This is a genomic window from Limnobaculum parvum, from assembly GCF_003096015.2.
In the GTDB taxonomy this organism is placed as follows: domain Bacteria; phylum Pseudomonadota; class Gammaproteobacteria; order Enterobacterales; family Enterobacteriaceae; genus Limnobaculum; species Limnobaculum parvum.
Genome location: NZ_CP029185.2, coordinates 1543372 through 1562172 on the forward strand (window position 1 = coordinate 1543372; position 18801 = coordinate 1562172).

The window sequence follows — 18801 nt, forward strand, 5'->3', positions numbered from 1 at the left end:
ACAGAGGGAAGAGTTGTTTCTGACGGCAATAAAAGAATCTTTACCATTGGAAGTAATTATATTGGGTTATGATTATCCGTGGGAAAATGTCTACAAATCCCCCTACATTTAATATTTAATGTCTATTTTTAGTCTATTAATGTATTCATCTACAAAATGGGTGCAGGCTAATTGGTAAATATAAATATTTACTTAAAATAAGTTTTAATGCTTAGGCCTTTTCTTATCAATAGCAACGCATTGGGCTAAATTTCAGGGCGTAGTATTACGATGTGTTATCAAATTTCTAACCATATATACCCTATTGGTTGATTATATAGGGCACTATATCGGTTAGTGCCAATGAGATTTACTAAACAGATCATTATGCAACAGGGAATTCTGTAACATTGGAAGAGGTTGTAAGATGAATCCATAACAATCACCTTCCTTTGCCGCTTGGTTTAATCTTTCTTTAAGCGTCATACTCATGGCGGGTAACCAAGCAATTACAGAACTGAAGTTACCGCTACGTAATGCTTTCTCCATCATTTCAATGCCGCTCTCAGTTGAAACAGAATTTAATCCGATGGTTTTATTTTCCGGTAATCCCAAACTATTTATCCAATAGCGGTTTAGGCGACGTTCAGGTGAAAGCCAAAGTTGCCAGCGTGGTTGATGGCCTAATTGCTGAAGGAAAGGAAGTAACAGGTGAAGTGTGAATGGATTTTGCGGATCGTAGATGATTTCACTCACTTGTCTGGAAGTATAAACATGCTCCTGGACAGAACCTATGGTATTAGTTAATGCATATAAAGCGTTATGTTGTGTTTGTTGTATTGAGCGCATAATTTAATCACCTGTAACTGTACTGTATTTTTATACAGTACTCGAGGCGTTGTAGGAAATCAAGTATTTTCATGATGCTTCGCAAATTTTGCATTAATTATGAATTAACTCACTATGACTTCTAGATATTTTTTGAAAATTGATTATGTTGAAAATAGTTTCGACACGTTACTTTATGTCGTTACATATCGAACTAAACGGAAATTATCTATGAACAGCAACATAAGAGGTCATATGGACAGAGAAAATACCAAACAATTAGTCAGGAACGTTATCGAGCATTTTAGCGAATTGGGAGAACTCACATCTCGTTCAATGTTTGGGGGCTATGGGATATGTAAAGGCAAGGTAATGTTTGGATTAGTATCTGAAGATAAATTTTATTTAAGAGCAAACAACCAACTGGAATCAATTTTTGTTACGTATGGTATGAGTCAGTTTGTGTACAACAAGAGGGGGATCCCTGTGTTACTGAAGTATTACCACGTGAATGAGTCTCTATGGAGGAATAAAGAAGTTTTACGACGATTTGCTACCTATGCACTTTCTGCGGCTTCATCTGAAATGAGGGAAAAAGATACTCAGGAGTATGTGAGAATAAAGGATTTACCCAATCTTAATTTGGCAATAGAACGGATGTTAAGGCAAGCAGGAATTAAATCTTGTGAAGAGCTATTTAGCCTAGGGGCATTACATTCTTTCATTAAGATTCGAGAAATGAAAAAAGGTATTAAACTCGAGCTACTTTTTTCATTAGCGGGCGCAATAGAGGGGTGCCATGTTGCTATTTTACCCGCCGAACTTCGTAATGATTTGGCCGAGCAGTTGGAGCTTTATGATAAGACAAAAAAGTAGATTTTGTTAATGCTGAAAAAATAAAATAATTCAATAAATAGCGCTCTTAATTGGTGGACACGGGAGATGTGTTTATCTCAGTATAGATTGTATCTGACAGAGAGATAAACTCAGGCAGCAGCCCAATTATTAGCGCTAGTTGTTGTGTAACTAATTGGTTTTTATTTTTAGAATGACTGCTGAGTATTTTGATTTTTTGATTAACAGCATTGAGAGTTGAAATTATTTTCTCATTCTGTTCAGTATTTATTTGTAACGCATCATCAATATAACAAACAGCATCATCAAGAAGAGACAGTATTTCTGGGCTATCGGTTAACTGTTCTCGTTGGGCCCCTAATGCTGAAATGTAACCCAGCAAAGAGTGGCTTAAGCAGAGTAAGCGGAAACCATTATCCAACTTACGGGCATCTTTATTCGGTTCCGCAGCCATGCTGGAAATTACAGAGGCCAGTTCAGCATCACAGTTGTGGGCATTACGTCGTACTATTCGGTAGTCGACACTGTTGTTCTTGCCCTGATGATATTGCTCCAGTATGGCATCAAGATAACGGCAATTTGCATCAATAGCATTCTTCAGTACTACGGGTAGCTGTCTGAATTTCCAGTCAGGCCAAATAAAACTAACCGCAGCCCAGGCAATACCGCAACCTAGCAGTGTATCGATAATTCGGGGAAGAGCGACTTGAAAACCTTCGCCTAACAAGTTAAAACAGCAAAGTACTAATAGTGTGATAAACATGGTCGCATAGGCATAACGAACATTTCGGAAGGTAAAAAACAGAACGCCACTGATAACAATTAGGATTAGCTGGCCTTCCTGAGAAGGAACAAAATAGAGGATTGGTAGACCCAATAAAATACCAGCGACAGTACCCACAACTCTTAACGTCAGACGAGTTCGAGTTGCATTATAGTTCGGCTGGCAAACAAATAAACTGGTTAGCATAATCCAGTAACCATTTTGCAAATTAGCGAGTTGGATAATGGCATACCCAATGCACAAGACCACAGACATTCTCACCGCATGGCGAAATAGGGCTGATTGCGGCGTTAGATTTTGAGAAATTCTTATCCAGATATCTTTTAAGCCCGTAAGTTTGTCATCAGCCAACGTGCTGTCTGGCACTGATTCAGTGTTCGTTATTTGTTCCGATTCGATGTTATTTAGCTGGAAATCAATAGCTTTAAAATTATTCAGCAGATGCTGTAATGACTGTGTCATAGCGACAGGTAGTTTATAGCTGGACGCCAGATTAGATAAACTTTTTTCCAGATGCGTTATCGCTTGAGTCTGATAAGTATCATGAACATACTTTTGCTGGTATCGAATAGAATAGGCAACATTTCGACATGCTTTTGACTGCAAGGTTAAAAGACGTTGGAGGCGAAAAAGAATATCGGTATAGCGCAGCGCCTCACTTAACTGTTGGTACTGAGCATGAGAAGAACTAGCCTGTTCGTGAATATCCTGAGCAACAAAATAGTAATGTAGCATTCTGCGGGTACTACGCTGCCCTCTATCGCCTTTAAGGCGGGTCAGCAGTGAAACTTTCGTCTGGTTTAGCGTGCTAACCAATACACCATTTGCCATGGTGGTATGAATCAGTTGGTCGGTAAATTGATGCTCTTCATCGGGGTCAAATAACATTGATTTGGTATCAAGATAGTTGGCTAGGCTATCAAAACCGCGAGCCAGATTATCTTGCAGTGGGCGAATAGGTAAAATCAGATGCCCTAACAGAGTAATGAGGTTATACCAAATGGCTCCCGCCAACAGCAATACTGGCTGTGTATACCATGATTCGTACAGTGATTCTCCCAACATAGTATAGATAGCGATAAGTAAAGCACCAAAAGCGATGGTGGCATAACGTTGACCAAGGGATCCTAACAGAATAAATCCTGCTGTTGAGAAGAGTAAAGCAACAGCAAATAGCCAAGGGTAGGGGAACAATAATTCAATAGAAACAGAAGCCAGAAAAAAGCAGATAAGCGTAATCAACAAATTACGCAGCCGTCCGCTCAGGCGGTCGTCCAGATCGGTTAAGGCTGCGGCAACAACACCGAGAGTTAATGGAAGAGTGAGTAAACTTTGATTAATCCACCAAGGAACAAACACCACACCGGTTAGTGCTATAAAGATACGGATGCTATAGAGCAGATTACTATTATAAAAGTAACGACGAAGCCCTAATATCAATGAAATCACATCCGTATCCTGTTACTCATCATGAAATGATAAAGGTTTAACGCTGCTGAAGTTGGCGCTGAGCTTTAGATATACGGGCTTCTTGTGCGACTTCAACTGACACGACACGACGACCAACTGGCCATAGCGCGATAACGGCTATTTTGAAGTTAGCAATTCCCACGGGAATACCAATAATGGTAATACACTGAGCTATGCCGGCACAGATATGAGCCAAACATAACCACCAACCAAAAAAGATAAACCAAAAAATATTCAGCGCAGTTCCGCCGACATTCATCAATGCACTTTTCTCATTAGGATTGAGATCGTCAACATGTATGGCTTCATTACCAAATGGAAACAATGAAAGTTTGGTTATTTCCCAACAGGAACGCGTTAATGGCAGAGTAAATATCAGCACAATGGTTACGATTGTTGCCAGTAACCATCCTAATGTAGTGATCACACCACCGAGAATAAAATTGAGTATATTTAATATACTACGCATCAGATAACTCCGCACATTGATAAGAGAATAGATATAACGATCGTATTGTTACGGTTTATTCAAATTTACTCAATGGAAAAGAGTTACCGATCATAATTCCAACTGATAAATTCAGCATGTTTCGCAGTTCTGGCTGGAGAGCACGGTGTAATAAAGGGTAAACTGTGATTCGAATTTTTACTGCACAAAACAGGCGCTGTTAACACGATGGAATTGAAATCAACTTCAGTTGGGCAACATTTAGCACAGCATCCCTATAATCGGGTGAAAATGCTGAATGCTGGCGTTGAAGTCAGTGGTCCGAAACACGTCTACACTCTTCCTTTCAATCAATTGGTCGCCGTTCGCTGTAAAAGAGGCATTGTCTGGGGAGAACTGGAGTTTGAATTACCTGGGCAAAAAGTAGTTCGCCTTCATGGCACTGAGTGGCAAGAAACCCAGCAATTCTATCATCATTTGATGAGCGTTTGGCAGCAGTGGGGAGAGGAGATGAGCCAGATTGCTGCCGATTTGCTAAAACAACAGGCAGAAAAAATTAATGTTCGTTTACGACAGGAACGATGGCTCACGAATGATGATTTATTAGATATTCAGGATGAAGTAACCGCAGTTGTGAGTTCGGTTCCGTTACCTGTGGAGCGTTTGACAGAGTTTGCTAACTGCCAAGCTTGTTATTCATTTTGTTCAAAATGGCTAACGGGTGGAAATCAGCTGATTGATACGACTAATCAGCATTGGGTTCAAACAATGCTAAAGCAACATCGTCAGTTTTTTGACCATATCGAGACACAACCGCTGAATGAAGCACAATGCAGAGCCGTTATTAGTGGTGAAAGAAATGTTCTAGTTCTGGCGGGAGCTGGCAGTGGTAAAACATCCGTTTTGGTTGCCAGAGCTGGGTGGCTACTATATCGAAAAGAAGCAATCGCTGAGGAAGTATTATTACTGGCATTTGGGCGTAATGCTGCTGATGAGATGAATAGCCGTATCCAGCAACGTTTAGGTAGAACGGATATTCAGGCTAAAACATTTCATGCGTTAGCATTATCAATAATCAGTCAATGCAGCAAGAAAGTTCCACTGATTAGTAAACTGGAAACAGATACCAAAAACCGGCAGAACTTCTTGATTCAGCAGTGGCAGTTAGCGTGTGCAGAGCAAAAAAGTCAGGCATCTGGTTGGAAAAACTGGTTATCTCAAGAGTTAGGGTGGCAACTGGCAGAAGAAGCATTCTGGAAAGACAGTGTCTTATCTGAGCGCTTATCCGTGAGGTTGGATTACTGGCTTGGTTTAATTCGTAATCGTGGTGGAAGTCAGGCTGAGATGATTGAATCTGCACCAGAAGAGTTGAAAGCAGATTTTCAGAAAAAAATACGCCTGCTTACACCGCTATTAAAAGCCTGGAAAAAAGCGCTGAAAGAAGAAGGCGCAGTGGATTTCCCCGGCTTACTTCATCAAGCCGTTAATTTGATTGAAAAAGGAAAATTTGTTAGTCCCTGGCGTTACATTTTGGTGGATGAGTTTCAGGATATTTCACCCCAACGGGCGACATTAATTAATGCACTACGGGGCCAGCAAACGGGAAGCAGCCTGTTTGCTGTTGGTGATGATTGGCAATCCATATATCGATTCAGTGGCGCAGAACAGTTATTAACGGCAAACTTCAATCATATATTTGGGGTGGGTGAGCAATGTCATTTGGATTTAACGTATCGCTTTGGTCAGCGTATTAGTGATATTACCAGCCGTTATATTCAGCAAAATCCGGCTCAGATAAAAAGAGATATCTCCAGCCAGATTCAGGGAGAAAAACACCCGATTACTATTTTGCCCGATAACCAGTTAGAAGCATTGTTCGATAAGTTAAGCAGTTATGTTAAGCAGAATGAAAAAATTCTTGTTCTGGGGCGTTATCATTATTCGAAACCCGCTGTTTTGGCTAAAGCCTCAACGCGGTGGCCAAAATTGAATATTGAATTTATGACAATGCATGCCAGTAAAGGGCAACAGGCTGAGTATGTGATTATTACTGGATTACACTCAGGACGTGATGGTTTCCCATCGATAGAAAATAGTTCTGTAATTGAGCAGGTGTTATTACCGCAAACGGAACGTTTTCCCTATGCAGAAGAGCGACGTTTGTTGTATGTGGCACTAACTCGTGCCAAGTACCAAGTATGGCTATTGCAAGATACCGAGTCTCCATCGGTATTTGTTAAACAATTAGCGGATACGGGTGCCGTAATAAAACGAAAACCTTAAGCCCATTAGGTAGCAACAGGCTTAAGGTCAGGTTGAGGCCTATTTCAGACGTTCTTGCAGGTATTTCTGATAATCAGGTATATCAATGACTATCTCTTTTTCAAATAGACCTGAAGATATCAACATGTCGGCAGTTGCCCTGTTGGTTGCGACAGGAATATTCCAGACAGTTGCCAGTCGTAATAAGGCTTTGACATCAGGGTCGTGAGGGACAGCATTGAGTGGATCCCAGAAGAAAATTAATACATCAATTTTACCTTCAGAGATCATGGCGCCGATTTGCTGGTCCCCGCCCATTGGCCCGCTAAGCATACTGGAGACAGGAACATCTGTAGTTCTCTGAATTAAATTGCCTGTGGTTCCAGTGGCAAATAGCCGGTGTTTAGCCAGAACGGATTTGTTGTCTTCAGCCCATTTTAACAGATACTGTTTACAGTGATCGTGAGCAACCAGTGCAATGTTCTTTTGTATTGGAATTGCTCGTGTTGTTAGTTGCATATTAAACCAAACCTCTATTTAAATAGTTATTCTGTATAGATTACTGAAACTCCGTTTCGGAAAAAAGCGATAATATATAAAAGTATACATCTTATTGATCTTTGCCTTAATCAGAGCATCAACAGGGCAATTAAACTGAGATAAAGCAGAAAAAATAATTTAGGGAGTAAATGATTATGCAAGAAAGTGAAATAAAGAGTTTGTTACAGCAAGTTAAAACCATCGCCCTAGTAGGAGCAAGTGATAAGCCGACACGGGCCAGTTATGTAGTGATGGCCTATTTGCTGTCTCAGGGATATGAGGTTATTCCTGTTAGCCCTAAATTGGCAGGACAGACCTTACAAGGGCAAAAAGTTTTTGCCCATTTAAAAGAGATCGATCGCCCAGTTGATATGGTTGATGTTTTCCGTAATTCAGATGCCGCGTATGAAGTGGCAGAAGAGGCGATAGCCATTAACGCTAAGGTTTTATGGTTACAACTGGATGTGATTAATCTTGAAGCTGAAGCGATAGCTCAGCAAGCCGGGCTGAAAGTTGTGATGGATAGATGCCCGAAAATTGAAATTAAAAAACTGGGATTGGAGAAGGTGTTATAGAGAGAAATATCTAACAGCATTTTGATAAACGCAAAAGGATTGGCGTTAAAATCGACAAAAAACATTGTTTTTGATGTTTTTTCAGCCGAACGATCAAAATAGCTCAATTATCCTCTTTACAAGGTACCTCAAGCTGTTCTATATTTCACGCCGTTGCGGAGGAGTGGCCGAGCGGCTGAAGGCAACGGTCTTGAAAACCGTCGATGGGCAACCATCCGTGAGTTCGAATCTCACCTCCTCCGCCAAAAAATTCAACGGGTTAGCTTAGGCTAGCCCGTTTTGCTTTTCAGGTGTTAGAACTGACTTAGAACTTTTTGCTAGAACTTTTCCCATTTTATCCATTCACTTTAAGTTAACTATCAGTTAACAAATCGATTTTTTTCTGAAATCAAAGGCGCGTCCAACGATGGTGTAACAGCTATTTTTCTGTCATACGTAATAACCTGTTGCTCTGTTTTATGGCCACTGAATAACTGCTTATCTTTTGATGAACCAGTGTAATCGGATATACCTTTAGCTTTGATATCATGATAAGTGAACGAAAGAGGGCGACCGAGTTTTTCAGATGCTAGCCAAAGCGATTGTTAATCATGAAAATGGTTATCAACCATACGATGATGAGACGTACGAAAGGGCGTTTAATTTGCTATGACGTGGTGCACATTTCTGCCTACTACCGCAATAGCGGTTTTTTTGTGCTCATTTTAAATATCTGGCACTTATGGTCAGCTAACGACAGATTAAGGTCTGGCAATCCGATGCCGACTGATCAACAGGATTCTGCTTACGAGATATTGATAAAATTCAGATACAGCAGAATAGAGCGGCTGGACGGGATAAACGAACAACAGAGAAACTCTATGCCTCAGAGTCTGACAATAGCCGCCTTCGTAAGTCTTCGTAATGAGCTTACCGTTAGTAATCACAACCTGTGTATCAAAGCCAAATCTCCAACCACCTCCACCGGCAATATGGGCAATGATGCCAGCGTCGAACTATCTGACTCTATTGGACGAACTGTTTTCGATATCCGAGCTGGAATCATTCGAGAACGGGCAAAAAATAGAGTATTTACAAGCTTACATAAATGAGAACTGCTTTTCTCAATAGAGGTAGTCATACCATCACCGGAAGAGTAACTTGAGGATCAGGGATAAAATAATAAATCCATTTATGCAGAAACTTGTAAGGAACAACAAGAATGCGACAATTCCAAGCACCGTTATTTTTTTTCTTAAAATGGATGCAATTCCTGATAACACAAGAGTTGCAAGGATTAGTCGGAAGATGATTTTTGCAAGAATGAAACTTGGATTAGGTAGGAGAATGATTTCAGCTAAATTGGTAGTGGGTATTTTCCTGTAACAAGTTTTTTTAGCACGGTAGTTTTTGTCCGGTTTAGAAAATCCAGCGTAATTATAGGGTAAAAATAAATTGGAGAGCACTACCAATGCTAAGTGTTCGATCCTGTAAGCAATCCGTTTTATTTCTGTATTGTACCGCTTCATGACCATTGTGCTATTGCATTGATATATTTATTAATATTCTAATGATCGCAATTAATGGAAATCCACAGCGCCATTATCAGAAGCCAATTCAAACGCGGTATGCCATTGTATGTACTTGGCGTAAAAATAGGTGTCTTCAGAGAATGATTGTGCGCGCTGGTTAAAATTAGCAAAGTCTTTTGCGAGCTTTGCAGAAACAGCGGTTCCGATTACTCCCCCGCAATCACTGAAATTGATTAGCTCTGAAAATGGACCTTGTTCGCTATTCAAGCATGCAACACGGTAACTTTTGCGGTCTAGCCCATGGTCGTCACGTGATCCGAGTGAATATCCTGCCAATTTAGCTAAATCATCACGCCAGTTGTTGTAGTTGCGGTAAGTGCCAGCGCTGAATTCCATTGAATTTGAATATGTGTAAACGGCTCCATCATCAATTTCATCAGCACGACCAGGGAAATTAGAATTCAACTCAGCCTGAAAGTAATTAATTGCCAATGGCTTACCCGTCGCGTTATCGATGGGTAAGCCGTCGTCATCAAAGAGAGTGTCAATTTTATTGAGCTGATGGTATGCGGTAATATTCAGTCCCATAATTGTTTTTTCCCAATACGTGATTGATAACATAACTCTTTTTGATACTTTGCATGTTCTGAAAATAGAGTGGTTACTTACGAAATAATTAAGATAGTTTATGCATGCAATATCGATGATGTAAATTATGAACGCATAACTTAACGTGTATTTTTTGATTATTCGTATTTTATCCGGGGTTATTGAGTAATATTAAGGTTATTGTTAGTTAACAGATAAAAGAATAATCCCTTGAATATTTAAGCTATTTATAGCTTAATAAAAATTCAACCAACTTGTACACAGGTGGCTTATGTCTCAAAAAATGGATGCTATACAGAAAATCATCGGTGAAACAGTCGTTAAGTTATGTGAAAAGAAGGTTCCGGTAAGCAAAGACTCCATAACGGAGAGATTGTTACGGGTTATACACAAAGATTCTGTTGATTCAGAAAAAGGTAGAATTGCTACGTCAGCATTGGAGTTTTTGGCACAGAGTGAGCCTACATCTTGAGCATTATTAAGGTGTAGTGGGGAGTACCTGTTTCAGGAACCGTTTATTATCACTGAGGTGAAACGCATTTAGCATTGCTACTCCTAACGAATTTAAAATAAAGGGTTAGTCTAAGACTAGCCCTTCTTCATTTAATCAGAATATGCAGATTAGCCAAAAAAGATTGTTTGTAGCATCTTCAGACTTAACAGTATTAGTAAGCAAGCAAAAACTTTCTTAAGTGTGGCGACCGGCATTTTGTGCGCCAGTCGTGCACCAATCGGCGCAGTAAAATAACTTAATGTCGAGATAAGAATGACGGCGGGAAAATAGACATAACCAACGCTGTAATCAGGGGTATTTGATGCATTCCAGCCATTAATCATATAACCAATGCTGCCAGCCAGCGCGATTGGCATACCAACGGCGGCAGAGGTTCCAATCGCGTGCTGTATACGCACATTACACCAGGTCAAGAAGGAGACTGTGAGTGAGCCTCCACCGATGGCAACCAGTGCGGATATACCGCCTATAGATAGCCCTGCAATAGAGATGCCTGTAGTCCCTGGTAATTGTCGGCTAGGTTTGGGTTTGATGTTCAATATCATTTGTAAAGCGACATAAGCCATAAAACAAGAGAAGAATATACCTAACGACTTTGTGGGTAATAGTGCCGCTAACCAGGTTGCTGATAGGGTGCCAACCAATATTGCCGGGGTCATTTTCCAAACAACTGGCCATAAAACAGCTTGGTGGCGATTGTGTGCTCTTAAGCTTGAAAATGCAGTTATAACAATAGAAGCCATTGATGTGCCTAAGGCTAGATGTACCAGATGCTCCTGCGGAATTCCCTGAGCGGAAAAAATGGTTGTTAAGATCGGCACCATAATACCGCCGCCGCCAATTCCCAGTAGACCCGCCATAAACCCCACCACGGCACCCAATAACAAATACGCTAATATCCATTCAATAGCCATTGACTATCCTTGATTAAAATTTTGATATACCACACGTTAATCTATATTAACTCTGTTATCAGATAGAGCATAGGTACTGAGTATAGAGTTTTTACGTTACAATGATTAAAAATCAAAATCTTCATTAATAACAATGCTGAGGTTGTATGTTCGAGTTTGAAGGACGCATGGTAGAGACCGATACCCAAGGGTATCTGCTCAACAGTAATGACTGGAGTGAATCAATGGCTGTGATTCTGGCCCAGCAGGAAAACATTGAGCTAACAGCAGAGCATTGGGAAGTTATCCACTTTGTAAGAGATTTCTATCAGGAATTTAATACTTCACCAGCCATTCGAATGTTAGTTAAAGCAATGACGCAAAAGTATGGTGAAGAAAAGGGGAACAGCCGCTATCTTTATCGCCTTTTTATCAAAGGCCCCGCAAAACAAGCCACCAAAATCGCGGGTTTACCTAAACCAGTTAAGTGCATTTGAATGTAAAGTTAAGTGAGTTTAACGTTGAAATTGTTCCAATAGCACAATTTAACTTGAAATATGACTGATTCCCCCCATATTTAAGAAAAAGGCAGGATCTGAATACGAGGAGGCTACGATGATTACCAGTAAATTTTCTATTGGTCAGCAAGTCAGACATAAGTTACTGGGCAATCTCGGCGTAATAATTGATATTGATGCCGAGTATTCCCTAGAGCAGCCAGCTTCGGATGAAGTTGGTGCGGATGATAACTTGAGAAAAGCCCCCTGGTACCACGTTGTTATGGAAGACGAAGAGGGGCAACCAATCCATACCTATCTTGCAGAGATACAGCTTGCCGGAGAGGATGCAGAAACACATCCTGAACAACCTTCTCTTGATGAACTGGCTGCATCGATCAGAGATCAACTGCAAGCCCCTCGCTTGAGAAATTAATATTTACCCTGAAAAACCATTCTGTTTGCCGCTGAATGGTTTTTTTATTGTCTGAAAATGGCTGGGTTCGGTTATAAAATGTCGAATGAAAAAGCAGCGTCAGTGTGGGGGTTGGTTAGGCTATGCAAAATCAGAACAAAAAATAGCCGTGAAACCCAAAAGTGTGTGGAGTCGGTTTCACGGCAAACCAAAAACAGTCAATTTGTCACTGATAAAACGCTGGGGCCATTATCACTGATATTCGATCTATAAAACAAGCTGGTAAAAACACTAGTTTTTTAGCTGATGATAAATATATCGATGCGTTTTTTTTAAAGAATATGACCTCATAATGGTCATTGATAATTTTATTTGAAAATATAAAGATAATAATTATATTTAAACTATTGCTATTTATAAATTCTTAAGGCAAGAGTGTATATATGGTTGATTTTTCAAGTGCAGACTATTTAAAGCAGATCGAAATATTACGTTCAAAATCTAGCCATCAGTTGAAGGATATTGGCGATCAGTGGTGTACTCCAGACGCATTATTTTGGGGAATTGATAGTTTATATGGGCCATTGGTTCTAGATTTGTTCAGCGATGGTGAAAACAGCAAATGCCCAGATTATTACACGGCCGCAGATAATGCGTTGATGAAAAACTGGGCGGAGCAATTATCCAAACTTGATGGGGCGGCATTTGCTAATCCCCCGTATTCCCGTGCCAAGCAACATCAGGGACACTATATTACAGGCATGTCTCATATTATGCGCCATACTATTGAGCAGCGAGAATTGGGTGGGCGTTATGTCTATTTGGTTAAGGTCGCAACGTCAGAAGAATGGTGGCCTAGAGATAAGGCCGATCATATAGCCTTTATTTGTGGGCGAATTTTATTTGATATGCCTAAATGGTTCATTCCCGCAGGCAAGCAACAAGAAGTTGCAACGGCTGCATTTGGGGTAGCAATATTAATTTTTGATAAAACATGGACGGGACCACCGTTAAGTTATGTTCGTCGCGATGATCTTCTTGCTAGAGGAAATACAGTAATGAATATGATGAAACACAGTCGGTCTCGTATTGTTGTGGCTGTCTGAGCAGAGTTTATACAATAATGATTCGACTCGACCGTGAATCATTTCAGTTTTCAGTTAGAGAAACATTAATATCGAGAATCTTACCATTCACGCTTTAACATCAAAAGAAGCAACGCGTTTTGATGTCTCACCCAATAGTGTTCAACTAATTTGAGGTCAGTAAATAAAAGATACCGTCAACTTCTCCGGTTTGCAGGTTTGCAGGTTTTCAGTTCAGATCGTTAAAATAACATCACGTTCATTATTAATGCTTTCAACCAAAGAAAGATCGCTTATGGATGTTTTTTAACCTAGCTGTCTTTTTATGAAGGGAATTGTGTTGGTTAACGTTCTAACGCATTGACACATCGACGGACGAATTATCACTAATATTTCACTCATTAATGTTGTCTTCTTATTCCAATATATAAGCTTTGTAGCCGTATTTAGGTTATTAGATTATCCTTACAGACGGATAGCTATATTATTGATATAATCATAAAAATGACAGTATGGTAGTAAATCTTTTCGTTGAGTTTGCAGTGAGTATATGTAAACCTTAGTTACCTTTAAAAGATGGATTCGTTGGCAGATTGAATATATTTTGATTTTTAAATGGTGTTCCGCCCTGTATTATCAGTCGGTTGAGTGCTTTTTATGAGCCATTGTGTAATGCTTAAAAAGCATCACGTTACCTTTCTTGTTTGGAGACTTTCTGTTGATAAGCGTTCTTCTTGTTGATGACCACGAATTGGTGCGCGCAGGGATCCGACGCATTCTGGAAGATGTCAAAGGAATAAAAGTTGTTGGCGAAGCACAGACCGGCGAGGATGCCGTGAAGTGGTGTCGTTCCAATAGCGTAGATATCGTCTTAATGGATATGAATATGCCGGGCATTGGTGGTCTGGAGGCTACGCGTAAGATTTTGCGCTACTCCCCCGATATTAAAGTCATTATGTTGACGATTCATACTGAAAACCCGCTACCCGCAAAAGTGATGCAGGCGGGGGCTTCCGGCTATTTGAGTAAAGGTGCAGCACCGCAAGAAGTGATTAATGCTATTCGAGCCATTGCTTCTGGGCAGCGTTACATTGGTGCTGATATTGCCCGACAAATGGCATTAAGTCAGTTAGAACCGGAGGCGGATACACCGCTATCCAGTTTGTCTGAACGTGAACTGCAGATTATGCTAATGATTACTAAGGGATTGAAAGTCAATGAGATTGCGGAAACGCTTAATCTTAGCCCTAAAACGGTCAACAGCTATCGTTATAGAATGTTTAGCAAACTGAATATTAGTGGTGATGTAGAGTTAACACATCTTGCTATCCGTCATGGAATTGTGACATCAGAGAAATTGTTAAATAGTGACTGATAGTTTTGATAGTAAAGCATTTTTAAAATATGTAACTAATGAGCCAGGGGTTTATCGTATGTACGATACTTCTGGCGTTGTTATTTATGTAGGAAAAGCAAAGGATCTCAAAAAACGTCTATCCAGCTATTTTCGCCAGAATGTAAGCAGTCGAAAGACAGAGGCGTTGGTTAAAAATATCGCTAATATCGATGTTACAGTTACTCATACTGAAACTGAAGCGTTATTACTCGAACATAACTATATTAAGTTATACCAGCCTCGCTATAACGTTTTGCTGCGCGATGATAAGTCCTATCCATTGATCTTCCTTAGTTCAGATAAACACCCCCGCTTAAAAATGCATCGAGGAGCGAAGCATGCCAAAGGCGAGTATTTTGGGCCATTCCCCAATTCAGGTGCGGTACGTGAAACATTAGCATTGCTACAAAAACTTTTTCCTGTACGTCAATGCGAAGACAGTGTTTATCGCAATCGCTCGCGTCCTTGCTTGCAATATCAAATTGGTCGTTGTTTGGGACCTTGTGTTGCAGGGCTGGTTAGTGATGATGAGTATCAGGAACAGGTTAACTATGTTCGATTGTTTCTGGAAGGTAAAGATCAACAAGTACTGAACCAACTGATAGCCAATATGGAGCAGGCAAGTCTGTCACTCAATTTTGAAGAGGCAGCCCGCATTCGCGATCAAATTCAGGCAATTCGACGGGTCACTGAAAAACAATTCGTTTCTGGCGATAGCGATGATTTGGATGTCATCGGCGTTTCTTATGAGAGTGGCTTGGCATGCATGCATGTATTGTTTCTACGACAGGGCAAGGTACTTGGTAGCCGGAGTTATTACCCTAAAATTCCTAAAGGAACTGAACTGGATGAAGTGGTTCAAACTTTTGTTGGTCAGTTCTATTTGCAGGGAAGCCAATCAAGATCGTTACCCGGAGAGATTCTACTCGATTTCCCCTTACCGGATAGAAATGCACTAGAAGAAACATTGTCAGAAGTCGCCGGGCGGAAAATTCAGATACAAAGCAATCCGAGAGGGGATCGTGCTCGTTATTTAAAACTGGCAAGAACCAATGCGCAAATTGCACTTAAAACTAAAATTTCCCAACAATCAACTATCCATCAGCGTTTCGCATCATTAACTGAAGTGTTGAAGCTAACCAAAATTAATCGGATGGAGTGTTTTGATATCAGCCATACAATGGGGGAAGAAACCGTTGCCTCTTGCGTGGTATTTGATAGTAATGGTCCACTGCGTTCTGAGTATCGGCGTTACAATATTACCGGTATAACACCTGGTGATGATTATGCAGCAATGTCGCAAGTGTTAAAACGGCGATATGAAAAAGCACTGATGGATGAGAAAATTCCAGATGTCATTTTTATTGATGGTGGAAAAGGGCAGTTGGGGCAAGCCATCGAAGTTTTTAACCAGTTGAATGTGAATTGGGATAAAAACAAGCCACTACTCGTTGGCATTGCAAAAGGCAGCGATCGTAAAGCGGGGCTGGAAACGCTATTTTTAGCCGCAGAAGGTGAGGGATTCTCTTTACCGCCTGATTCTCCAGCGCTGCATGTTATTCAACATATTCGTGACGATTCACACGATCATGCTATCTCTGGGCATCGCCAACGGCGAGCAAAAGTTAGAAATACCAGCGCGTTGGAACATATCGAAGGTGTAGGGCCAAAACGGCGTCAGGCATTGTTAAAATATATGGGCGGTTTACAACCCTTATTGAGTGCAACCGTCGAAGAGATTGCAAAAATACCTGGAATATCGCAATCTTTAGCAGAAAAGATACACAATGCATTGAAACCCTGAAGAGGATGTAGCAACATAGGCGTATGCCTTCCTTTTTATACTGAACAGCAATAGAGCACCAGAGCACTATGCAATTTAATATACCGACTCTGCTTACACTTTTCCGCATCATTTTGATCCCATTCTTTGTTGTGGCGTTTTATTTGCCGGCTCAATATCAATGGGCTCCAATGGTCTGTGCCATCATTTTTGTGGTTGCTGCGGTAACTGACTGGTTTGATGGTTTTTTGGCACGACGTTGGAAGCAAACAACGCGTTTTGGTGCTTTTCTCGATCCTGTCGCTGATAAAGTGATGGTTGCGACGGCATTAGTGTTAGTTTCTGAGTATTATCACGTTTGGTGGGTATCCTTACCGGCGGCTACGATGATAGCGCGTGAAATCATTATTTCTGCGTTGAGAGAGTGGATGGCTGAAATTGGTAAACGAAGCAGCGTTGCGGTTTCATGGGTGGGTAAAGTGAAAACCTCAGCACAGATGCTGGCTTTAGTCATATTGTTGTGGCGACCTAACCCTACGGTGGAGATTTTTGGTTTTATTCTGTTGTATATCGCCACCATCTTAACATTCTGGTCGATGTTCCAATATTTGAAAGCCTCGAAGGCAGACTTGCTGGAACCATAGACGATACGCCGGAAAAAGCAGCAAACGAACCAAATGTTTTAATAATTCTATTGACTCACCTCGTCAGGCAAGTAGAATGCACAGCATCCAATTACGGCAGCAGTCTAATTAGGATAAGCAGCTAAATCAGTAAGTTCTGATATAATGCTTCAGGTGCGGGAATAGCTCAGTTGGTAGAGCACGACCTTGCCAAGGTCGGGGTCGCGAGTTCGAGTCTCGTTTCCCGCTCCAAATTAATATTCAATATGAATATTACGGCGCGTTGGCAGAGTGGCCATGCTGCGGATTGCAAATCCGCCTACCTCGGTTCGACTCCGGGACGCGCCTCCAATATCAAGCATGCCCGGGTGGTGAAATCGGTAGACACAAGGGATTTAAAATCCCTCGGCGGCAACGCCATGCGAGTTCAAGTCTCGCCCCGGGCACCATTTGATATTGATGAAATCAGAATATAGCGTTAGCTAACCACCTATCAGGTGGTTTTTTTATGTCCGAAATTTGAGGTTTGGTCTATCTGGCCTGTCAGTCATCAGTTGGTGTTGGCTTCTGGGTGCTGAGGAATGTTACTATTTGATCGGTAAATTTTAAGCTTATGTGGATTAATATAAACACGGTTATCAATACCGCTCAGGAAACCTGATGGAACTTACGGATTTTATTCTTCATGCACAGCAGAGCTGCCCAGACGCTTTAGTTACCATAGAAATCGATCCAATAAAGAGTGTGGTGAAGATACAGTGGCGTTGGGATGATAAACAAGGAGAGCGATTATTTGAGCGCGCAATCTTGTTTAAAGAATTGAATTACGATGAGGCCATTACTGTTTTTCTGTCTCGTTGTAAGCTGGCGATGGATACGCTTTGTGATGAATAGTCATTTCAGATATCACATAATGAAAAGCGATATTAGCCAGCAAGAATATTGATTATTTCTTCTTCTCAGACTTTTTCGTTAATACCACAATTAAAGAACCAATCAGCCCGATAACCAGCAGGGCGACAGGTAGAATCATCAATCCATTCATAACGGCCGCTTGATGGTGCTTATATAATGGCGTCAGGCTGATGAGATAGCCCAGAGTCGTCACGACACTTACCCATAACACCGCACTCAACCAGTTAAAAATTTGAAAGCGTTTAGCATCAAGTGCAGAGAGGCCTGCAATAGTTGGTAATAAGGTACGCACAAATGCCAGAAAGCGACCAATTAGCAATGCGAAGAAGCCATGTCGATAGAATAATTGATGTGCCCGTTGGTGGTAGTGAGCGGGAATCTTCGACATCCATCCTTGAACCGTTTTAGTTTTGCCTAGCCACCGTCCTTGAAGGTAGCTAAACCAGCAGCCGAGTGCTGCTGCGGTAGAAAGAACCAGGATTGTAAGAAGAAAATGTAGAGAGCCCTGAGCCACTAACGCACCCGACAGCAACAATAGGCTGTCTCCAGGTAAAAATGCGGCAGGTAATAAACCATTTTCAAGAAAAATTATTAGAAATAAGATGCCGTATATAGCCCAAAGAAATTCTGGATTAGCTAATGTTTTGAAGTCCTGATGCAGGAGTGCCTGGAATAAATCTGTTATCGAACCCATTTTCTTTCCTATGCGTGACATTAGCGGAGGCTGTTTCAGACAGAGTTAATGCGGTAAAGATAGAATGACTGCCAAAGTCTGGCTGATGCCGATAAGTTTAACATCATTAGCATTAACTATACAGT

General features: G+C 40.9%; 18 protein-coding genes, 4 tRNA genes and 1 pseudogene. 15 read left to right on the plus strand and 8 right to left on the minus strand.

Translation table 11 applies throughout. From position 1 onward, the window contains the following. Positions 1-333: 333 nt before the first annotated feature. Positions 334-828 (minus strand): SOS-induced cell division inhibitor SulA, encoded by a 495-nt coding sequence (gene sulA, locus HYN51_RS06210; RefSeq protein WP_108899223.1) that lies wholly within the window; start codon positions 826-828, stop codon positions 334-336. Between the two features lie 210 nt (positions 829-1038). Here sulA and HYN51_RS06215 point away from each other — a divergent pair, with 210 nt between their 5' ends. Then, positions 1039-1683, plus strand: a complete 645-nt coding sequence (locus HYN51_RS06215; protein WP_192878456.1) for a TfoX/Sxy family DNA transformation protein — start codon at positions 1039-1041, stop codon at positions 1681-1683. Between the two features lie 46 nt (positions 1684-1729). On the opposite strand, the gene yccS is transcribed toward HYN51_RS06215, so the two are convergent. Continuing rightward, the gene (yccS, locus tag HYN51_RS06220; RefSeq protein ID WP_108899225.1) at positions 1730-3895 is read right to left on the minus strand and encodes a YccS family putative transporter; all 2166 of its coding nucleotides are present in this window, start codon (positions 3893-3895) and stop codon (positions 1730-1732) included. A gap of 37 nt (positions 3896-3932) precedes the next feature. Then, the gene (locus HYN51_RS06225; protein ID WP_108899226.1) at positions 3933-4385 is read right to left on the minus strand and encodes a YccF domain-containing protein; all 453 of its coding nucleotides are present in this window, start codon (positions 4383-4385) and stop codon (positions 3933-3935) included. Positions 4386-4592: 207 nt separating this feature from the next. On the opposite strand from HYN51_RS06225, the gene helD reads away from it, so the two are divergent. Next, on the plus strand, positions 4593-6647 hold the full coding sequence (gene helD, locus HYN51_RS06230; protein WP_108899227.1) for a DNA helicase IV: 2055 nt from the start codon (positions 4593-4595) through the stop codon (positions 6645-6647). 39 nt (positions 6648-6686) lie between these two features. Here the strand turns inward: helD and HYN51_RS06235 are convergent, their stop codons facing one another. After that, a complete protein-coding gene (locus HYN51_RS06235) occupies positions 6687-7145 on the minus strand; it encodes a methylglyoxal synthase (RefSeq protein ID WP_108899228.1) in 459 nt (152 codons plus the stop codon). 176 nt (positions 7146-7321) lie between these two features. Here HYN51_RS06235 and HYN51_RS06240 point away from each other — a divergent pair, with 176 nt between their 5' ends. After that, the gene (locus HYN51_RS06240) at positions 7322-7741 is read left to right on the plus strand and encodes a CoA-binding protein (protein WP_108901982.1); all 420 of its coding nucleotides are present in this window, start codon (positions 7322-7324) and stop codon (positions 7739-7741) included. Positions 7742-7898: 157 nt separating this feature from the next. Further along, positions 7899-7986 (plus strand) — tRNA-Ser (locus tag HYN51_RS06245). 114 nt (positions 7987-8100) lie between these two features. On the opposite strand, the pseudogene HYN51_RS16575 reads toward HYN51_RS06245, so the two are convergent. Further along, positions 8101-8310: pseudogene (locus HYN51_RS16575) on the minus strand (integrase); the annotation flags it as partial. Positions 8311-8722: 412 nt separating this feature from the next. Between HYN51_RS16575 and HYN51_RS16580 the strand changes: the two are divergent. Beyond that, complete coding sequence (locus HYN51_RS16580; RefSeq protein ID WP_230514053.1) at positions 8723-8851, plus strand: hypothetical protein; 129 nt, start codon at positions 8723-8725, stop codon at positions 8849-8851. Positions 8852-9300: 449 nt separating this feature from the next. On the opposite strand, the gene HYN51_RS06270 is transcribed toward HYN51_RS16580, so the two are convergent. Together HYN51_RS06270 and HYN51_RS06280 are read right to left on the minus strand one after the other, a co-directional pair. After that, positions 9301-9840: a hypothetical protein gene (locus HYN51_RS06270; RefSeq protein ID WP_108899231.1), complete on the minus strand. Its 540-nt coding sequence runs from the start codon at positions 9838-9840 to the stop codon at positions 9301-9303. Between the two features lie 642 nt (positions 9841-10482). After that, positions 10483-11289, minus strand: coding sequence for a sulfite exporter TauE/SafE family protein (locus HYN51_RS06280; RefSeq protein WP_108899233.1), 807 nt, complete (start codon positions 11287-11289; stop codon positions 10483-10485). A gap of 146 nt (positions 11290-11435) precedes the next feature. On the opposite strand from HYN51_RS06280, the gene tusE reads away from it, so the two are divergent. The 10 genes from tusE (at position 11436) to HYN51_RS06330 (ending at position 17961) form a co-directional block, all read left to right on the plus strand. Beyond that, positions 11436-11765, plus strand: a complete 330-nt coding sequence (gene tusE, locus HYN51_RS06285; RefSeq protein WP_108899234.1) for a sulfurtransferase TusE — start codon at positions 11436-11438, stop codon at positions 11763-11765. Positions 11766-11883: 118 nt separating this feature from the next. Next, the gene (gene hspQ, locus HYN51_RS06290; RefSeq protein ID WP_108899235.1) at positions 11884-12201 is read left to right on the plus strand and encodes a heat shock protein HspQ; all 318 of its coding nucleotides are present in this window, start codon (positions 11884-11886) and stop codon (positions 12199-12201) included. A gap of 422 nt (positions 12202-12623) precedes the next feature. Next, positions 12624-13286 (plus strand): phage N-6-adenine-methyltransferase, encoded by a 663-nt coding sequence (locus tag HYN51_RS06295; protein WP_108899236.1) that lies wholly within the window; start codon positions 12624-12626, stop codon positions 13284-13286. Positions 13287-13983: 697 nt separating this feature from the next. Further along, the gene (uvrY, locus tag HYN51_RS06300; RefSeq protein ID WP_108899237.1) at positions 13984-14640 is read left to right on the plus strand and encodes a UvrY/SirA/GacA family response regulator transcription factor; all 657 of its coding nucleotides are present in this window, start codon (positions 13984-13986) and stop codon (positions 14638-14640) included. After that, positions 14633-16465 carry an excinuclease ABC subunit UvrC gene (gene uvrC / locus HYN51_RS06305; protein WP_108899238.1) on the plus strand — a complete coding sequence of 611 codons (1833 nt, stop codon included), beginning with the start codon at positions 14633-14635 and terminating at the stop codon, positions 16463-16465. The genes uvrY and uvrC overlap by 8 nt, the downstream gene beginning before the upstream one ends. Before the next feature lie 68 nt (positions 16466-16533). Then, complete coding sequence (pgsA, locus tag HYN51_RS06310) at positions 16534-17088, plus strand: CDP-diacylglycerol--glycerol-3-phosphate 3-phosphatidyltransferase (protein ID WP_108899239.1); 555 nt, start codon at positions 16534-16536, stop codon at positions 17086-17088. Positions 17089-17243: 155 nt separating this feature from the next. Then, positions 17244-17319 (plus strand) — tRNA-Gly (locus HYN51_RS06315). Between the two features lie 25 nt (positions 17320-17344). Beyond that, positions 17345-17418: transfer RNA gene (locus HYN51_RS06320), tRNA-Cys, on the plus strand. 11 nt (positions 17419-17429) lie between these two features. Further along, a tRNA-Leu gene (locus HYN51_RS06325) sits at positions 17430-17516 on the plus strand. Positions 17517-17727: 211 nt separating this feature from the next. Next, positions 17728-17961: a hypothetical protein gene (locus HYN51_RS06330; RefSeq protein ID WP_108899240.1), complete on the plus strand. Its 234-nt coding sequence runs from the start codon at positions 17728-17730 to the stop codon at positions 17959-17961. Positions 17962-18013: 52 nt separating this feature from the next. Here the strand turns inward: HYN51_RS06330 and HYN51_RS06335 are convergent, their stop codons facing one another. Next, positions 18014-18676: a DedA family protein gene (locus tag HYN51_RS06335; protein ID WP_108899241.1), complete on the minus strand. Its 663-nt coding sequence runs from the start codon at positions 18674-18676 to the stop codon at positions 18014-18016. Positions 18677-18801 lie beyond the last annotated feature (125 nt).

What these genes read in the sequence shown, in the direction of transcription:
- sulA (WP_108899223.1), bottom strand. Translation starts at nt 828, where the DNA reads ATGCGCTCAATACAACAAACACAACATAACGCTTTATATGCATTAACT.
- HYN51_RS06215 (WP_192878456.1), top strand. Translation starts at nt 1,039, where the DNA reads ATGAACAGCAACATAAGAGGTCATATGGACAGAGAAAATACCAAACAA.
- HYN51_RS06225 (WP_108899226.1), bottom strand. Translation starts at nt 4,385, where the DNA reads ATGCGTAGTATATTAAATATACTCAATTTTATTCTCGGTGGTGTGATC.
- helD (WP_108899227.1), top strand. Translation starts at nt 4,593, where the DNA reads ATGGAATTGAAATCAACTTCAGTTGGGCAACATTTAGCACAGCATCCC.
- HYN51_RS06235 (WP_108899228.1), bottom strand. Translation starts at nt 7,145, where the DNA reads ATGCAACTAACAACACGAGCAATTCCAATACAAAAGAACATTGCACTG.
- HYN51_RS06240 (WP_108901982.1), top strand. Translation starts at nt 7,322, where the DNA reads ATGCAAGAAAGTGAAATAAAGAGTTTGTTACAGCAAGTTAAAACCATC.
- HYN51_RS16580 (WP_230514053.1), top strand. Translation starts at nt 8,723, where the DNA reads ATGCCAGCGTCGAACTATCTGACTCTATTGGACGAACTGTTTTCGATA.
- HYN51_RS06270 (WP_108899231.1), bottom strand. Translation starts at nt 9,840, where the DNA reads ATGGGACTGAATATTACCGCATACCATCAGCTCAATAAAATTGACACT.
- HYN51_RS06280 (WP_108899233.1), bottom strand. Translation starts at nt 11,289, where the DNA reads ATGGCTATTGAATGGATATTAGCGTATTTGTTATTGGGTGCCGTGGTG.
- tusE (WP_108899234.1), top strand. Translation starts at nt 11,436, where the DNA reads ATGTTCGAGTTTGAAGGACGCATGGTAGAGACCGATACCCAAGGGTAT.
- hspQ (WP_108899235.1), top strand. Translation starts at nt 11,884, where the DNA reads ATGATTACCAGTAAATTTTCTATTGGTCAGCAAGTCAGACATAAGTTA.
- HYN51_RS06295 (WP_108899236.1), top strand. Translation starts at nt 12,624, where the DNA reads ATGGTTGATTTTTCAAGTGCAGACTATTTAAAGCAGATCGAAATATTA.
- pgsA (WP_108899239.1), top strand. Translation starts at nt 16,534, where the DNA reads ATGCAATTTAATATACCGACTCTGCTTACACTTTTCCGCATCATTTTG.
- HYN51_RS06330 (WP_108899240.1), top strand. Translation starts at nt 17,728, where the DNA reads ATGGAACTTACGGATTTTATTCTTCATGCACAGCAGAGCTGCCCAGAC.
- HYN51_RS06335 (WP_108899241.1), bottom strand. Translation starts at nt 18,676, where the DNA reads ATGGGTTCGATAACAGATTTATTCCAGGCACTCCTGCATCAGGACTTC.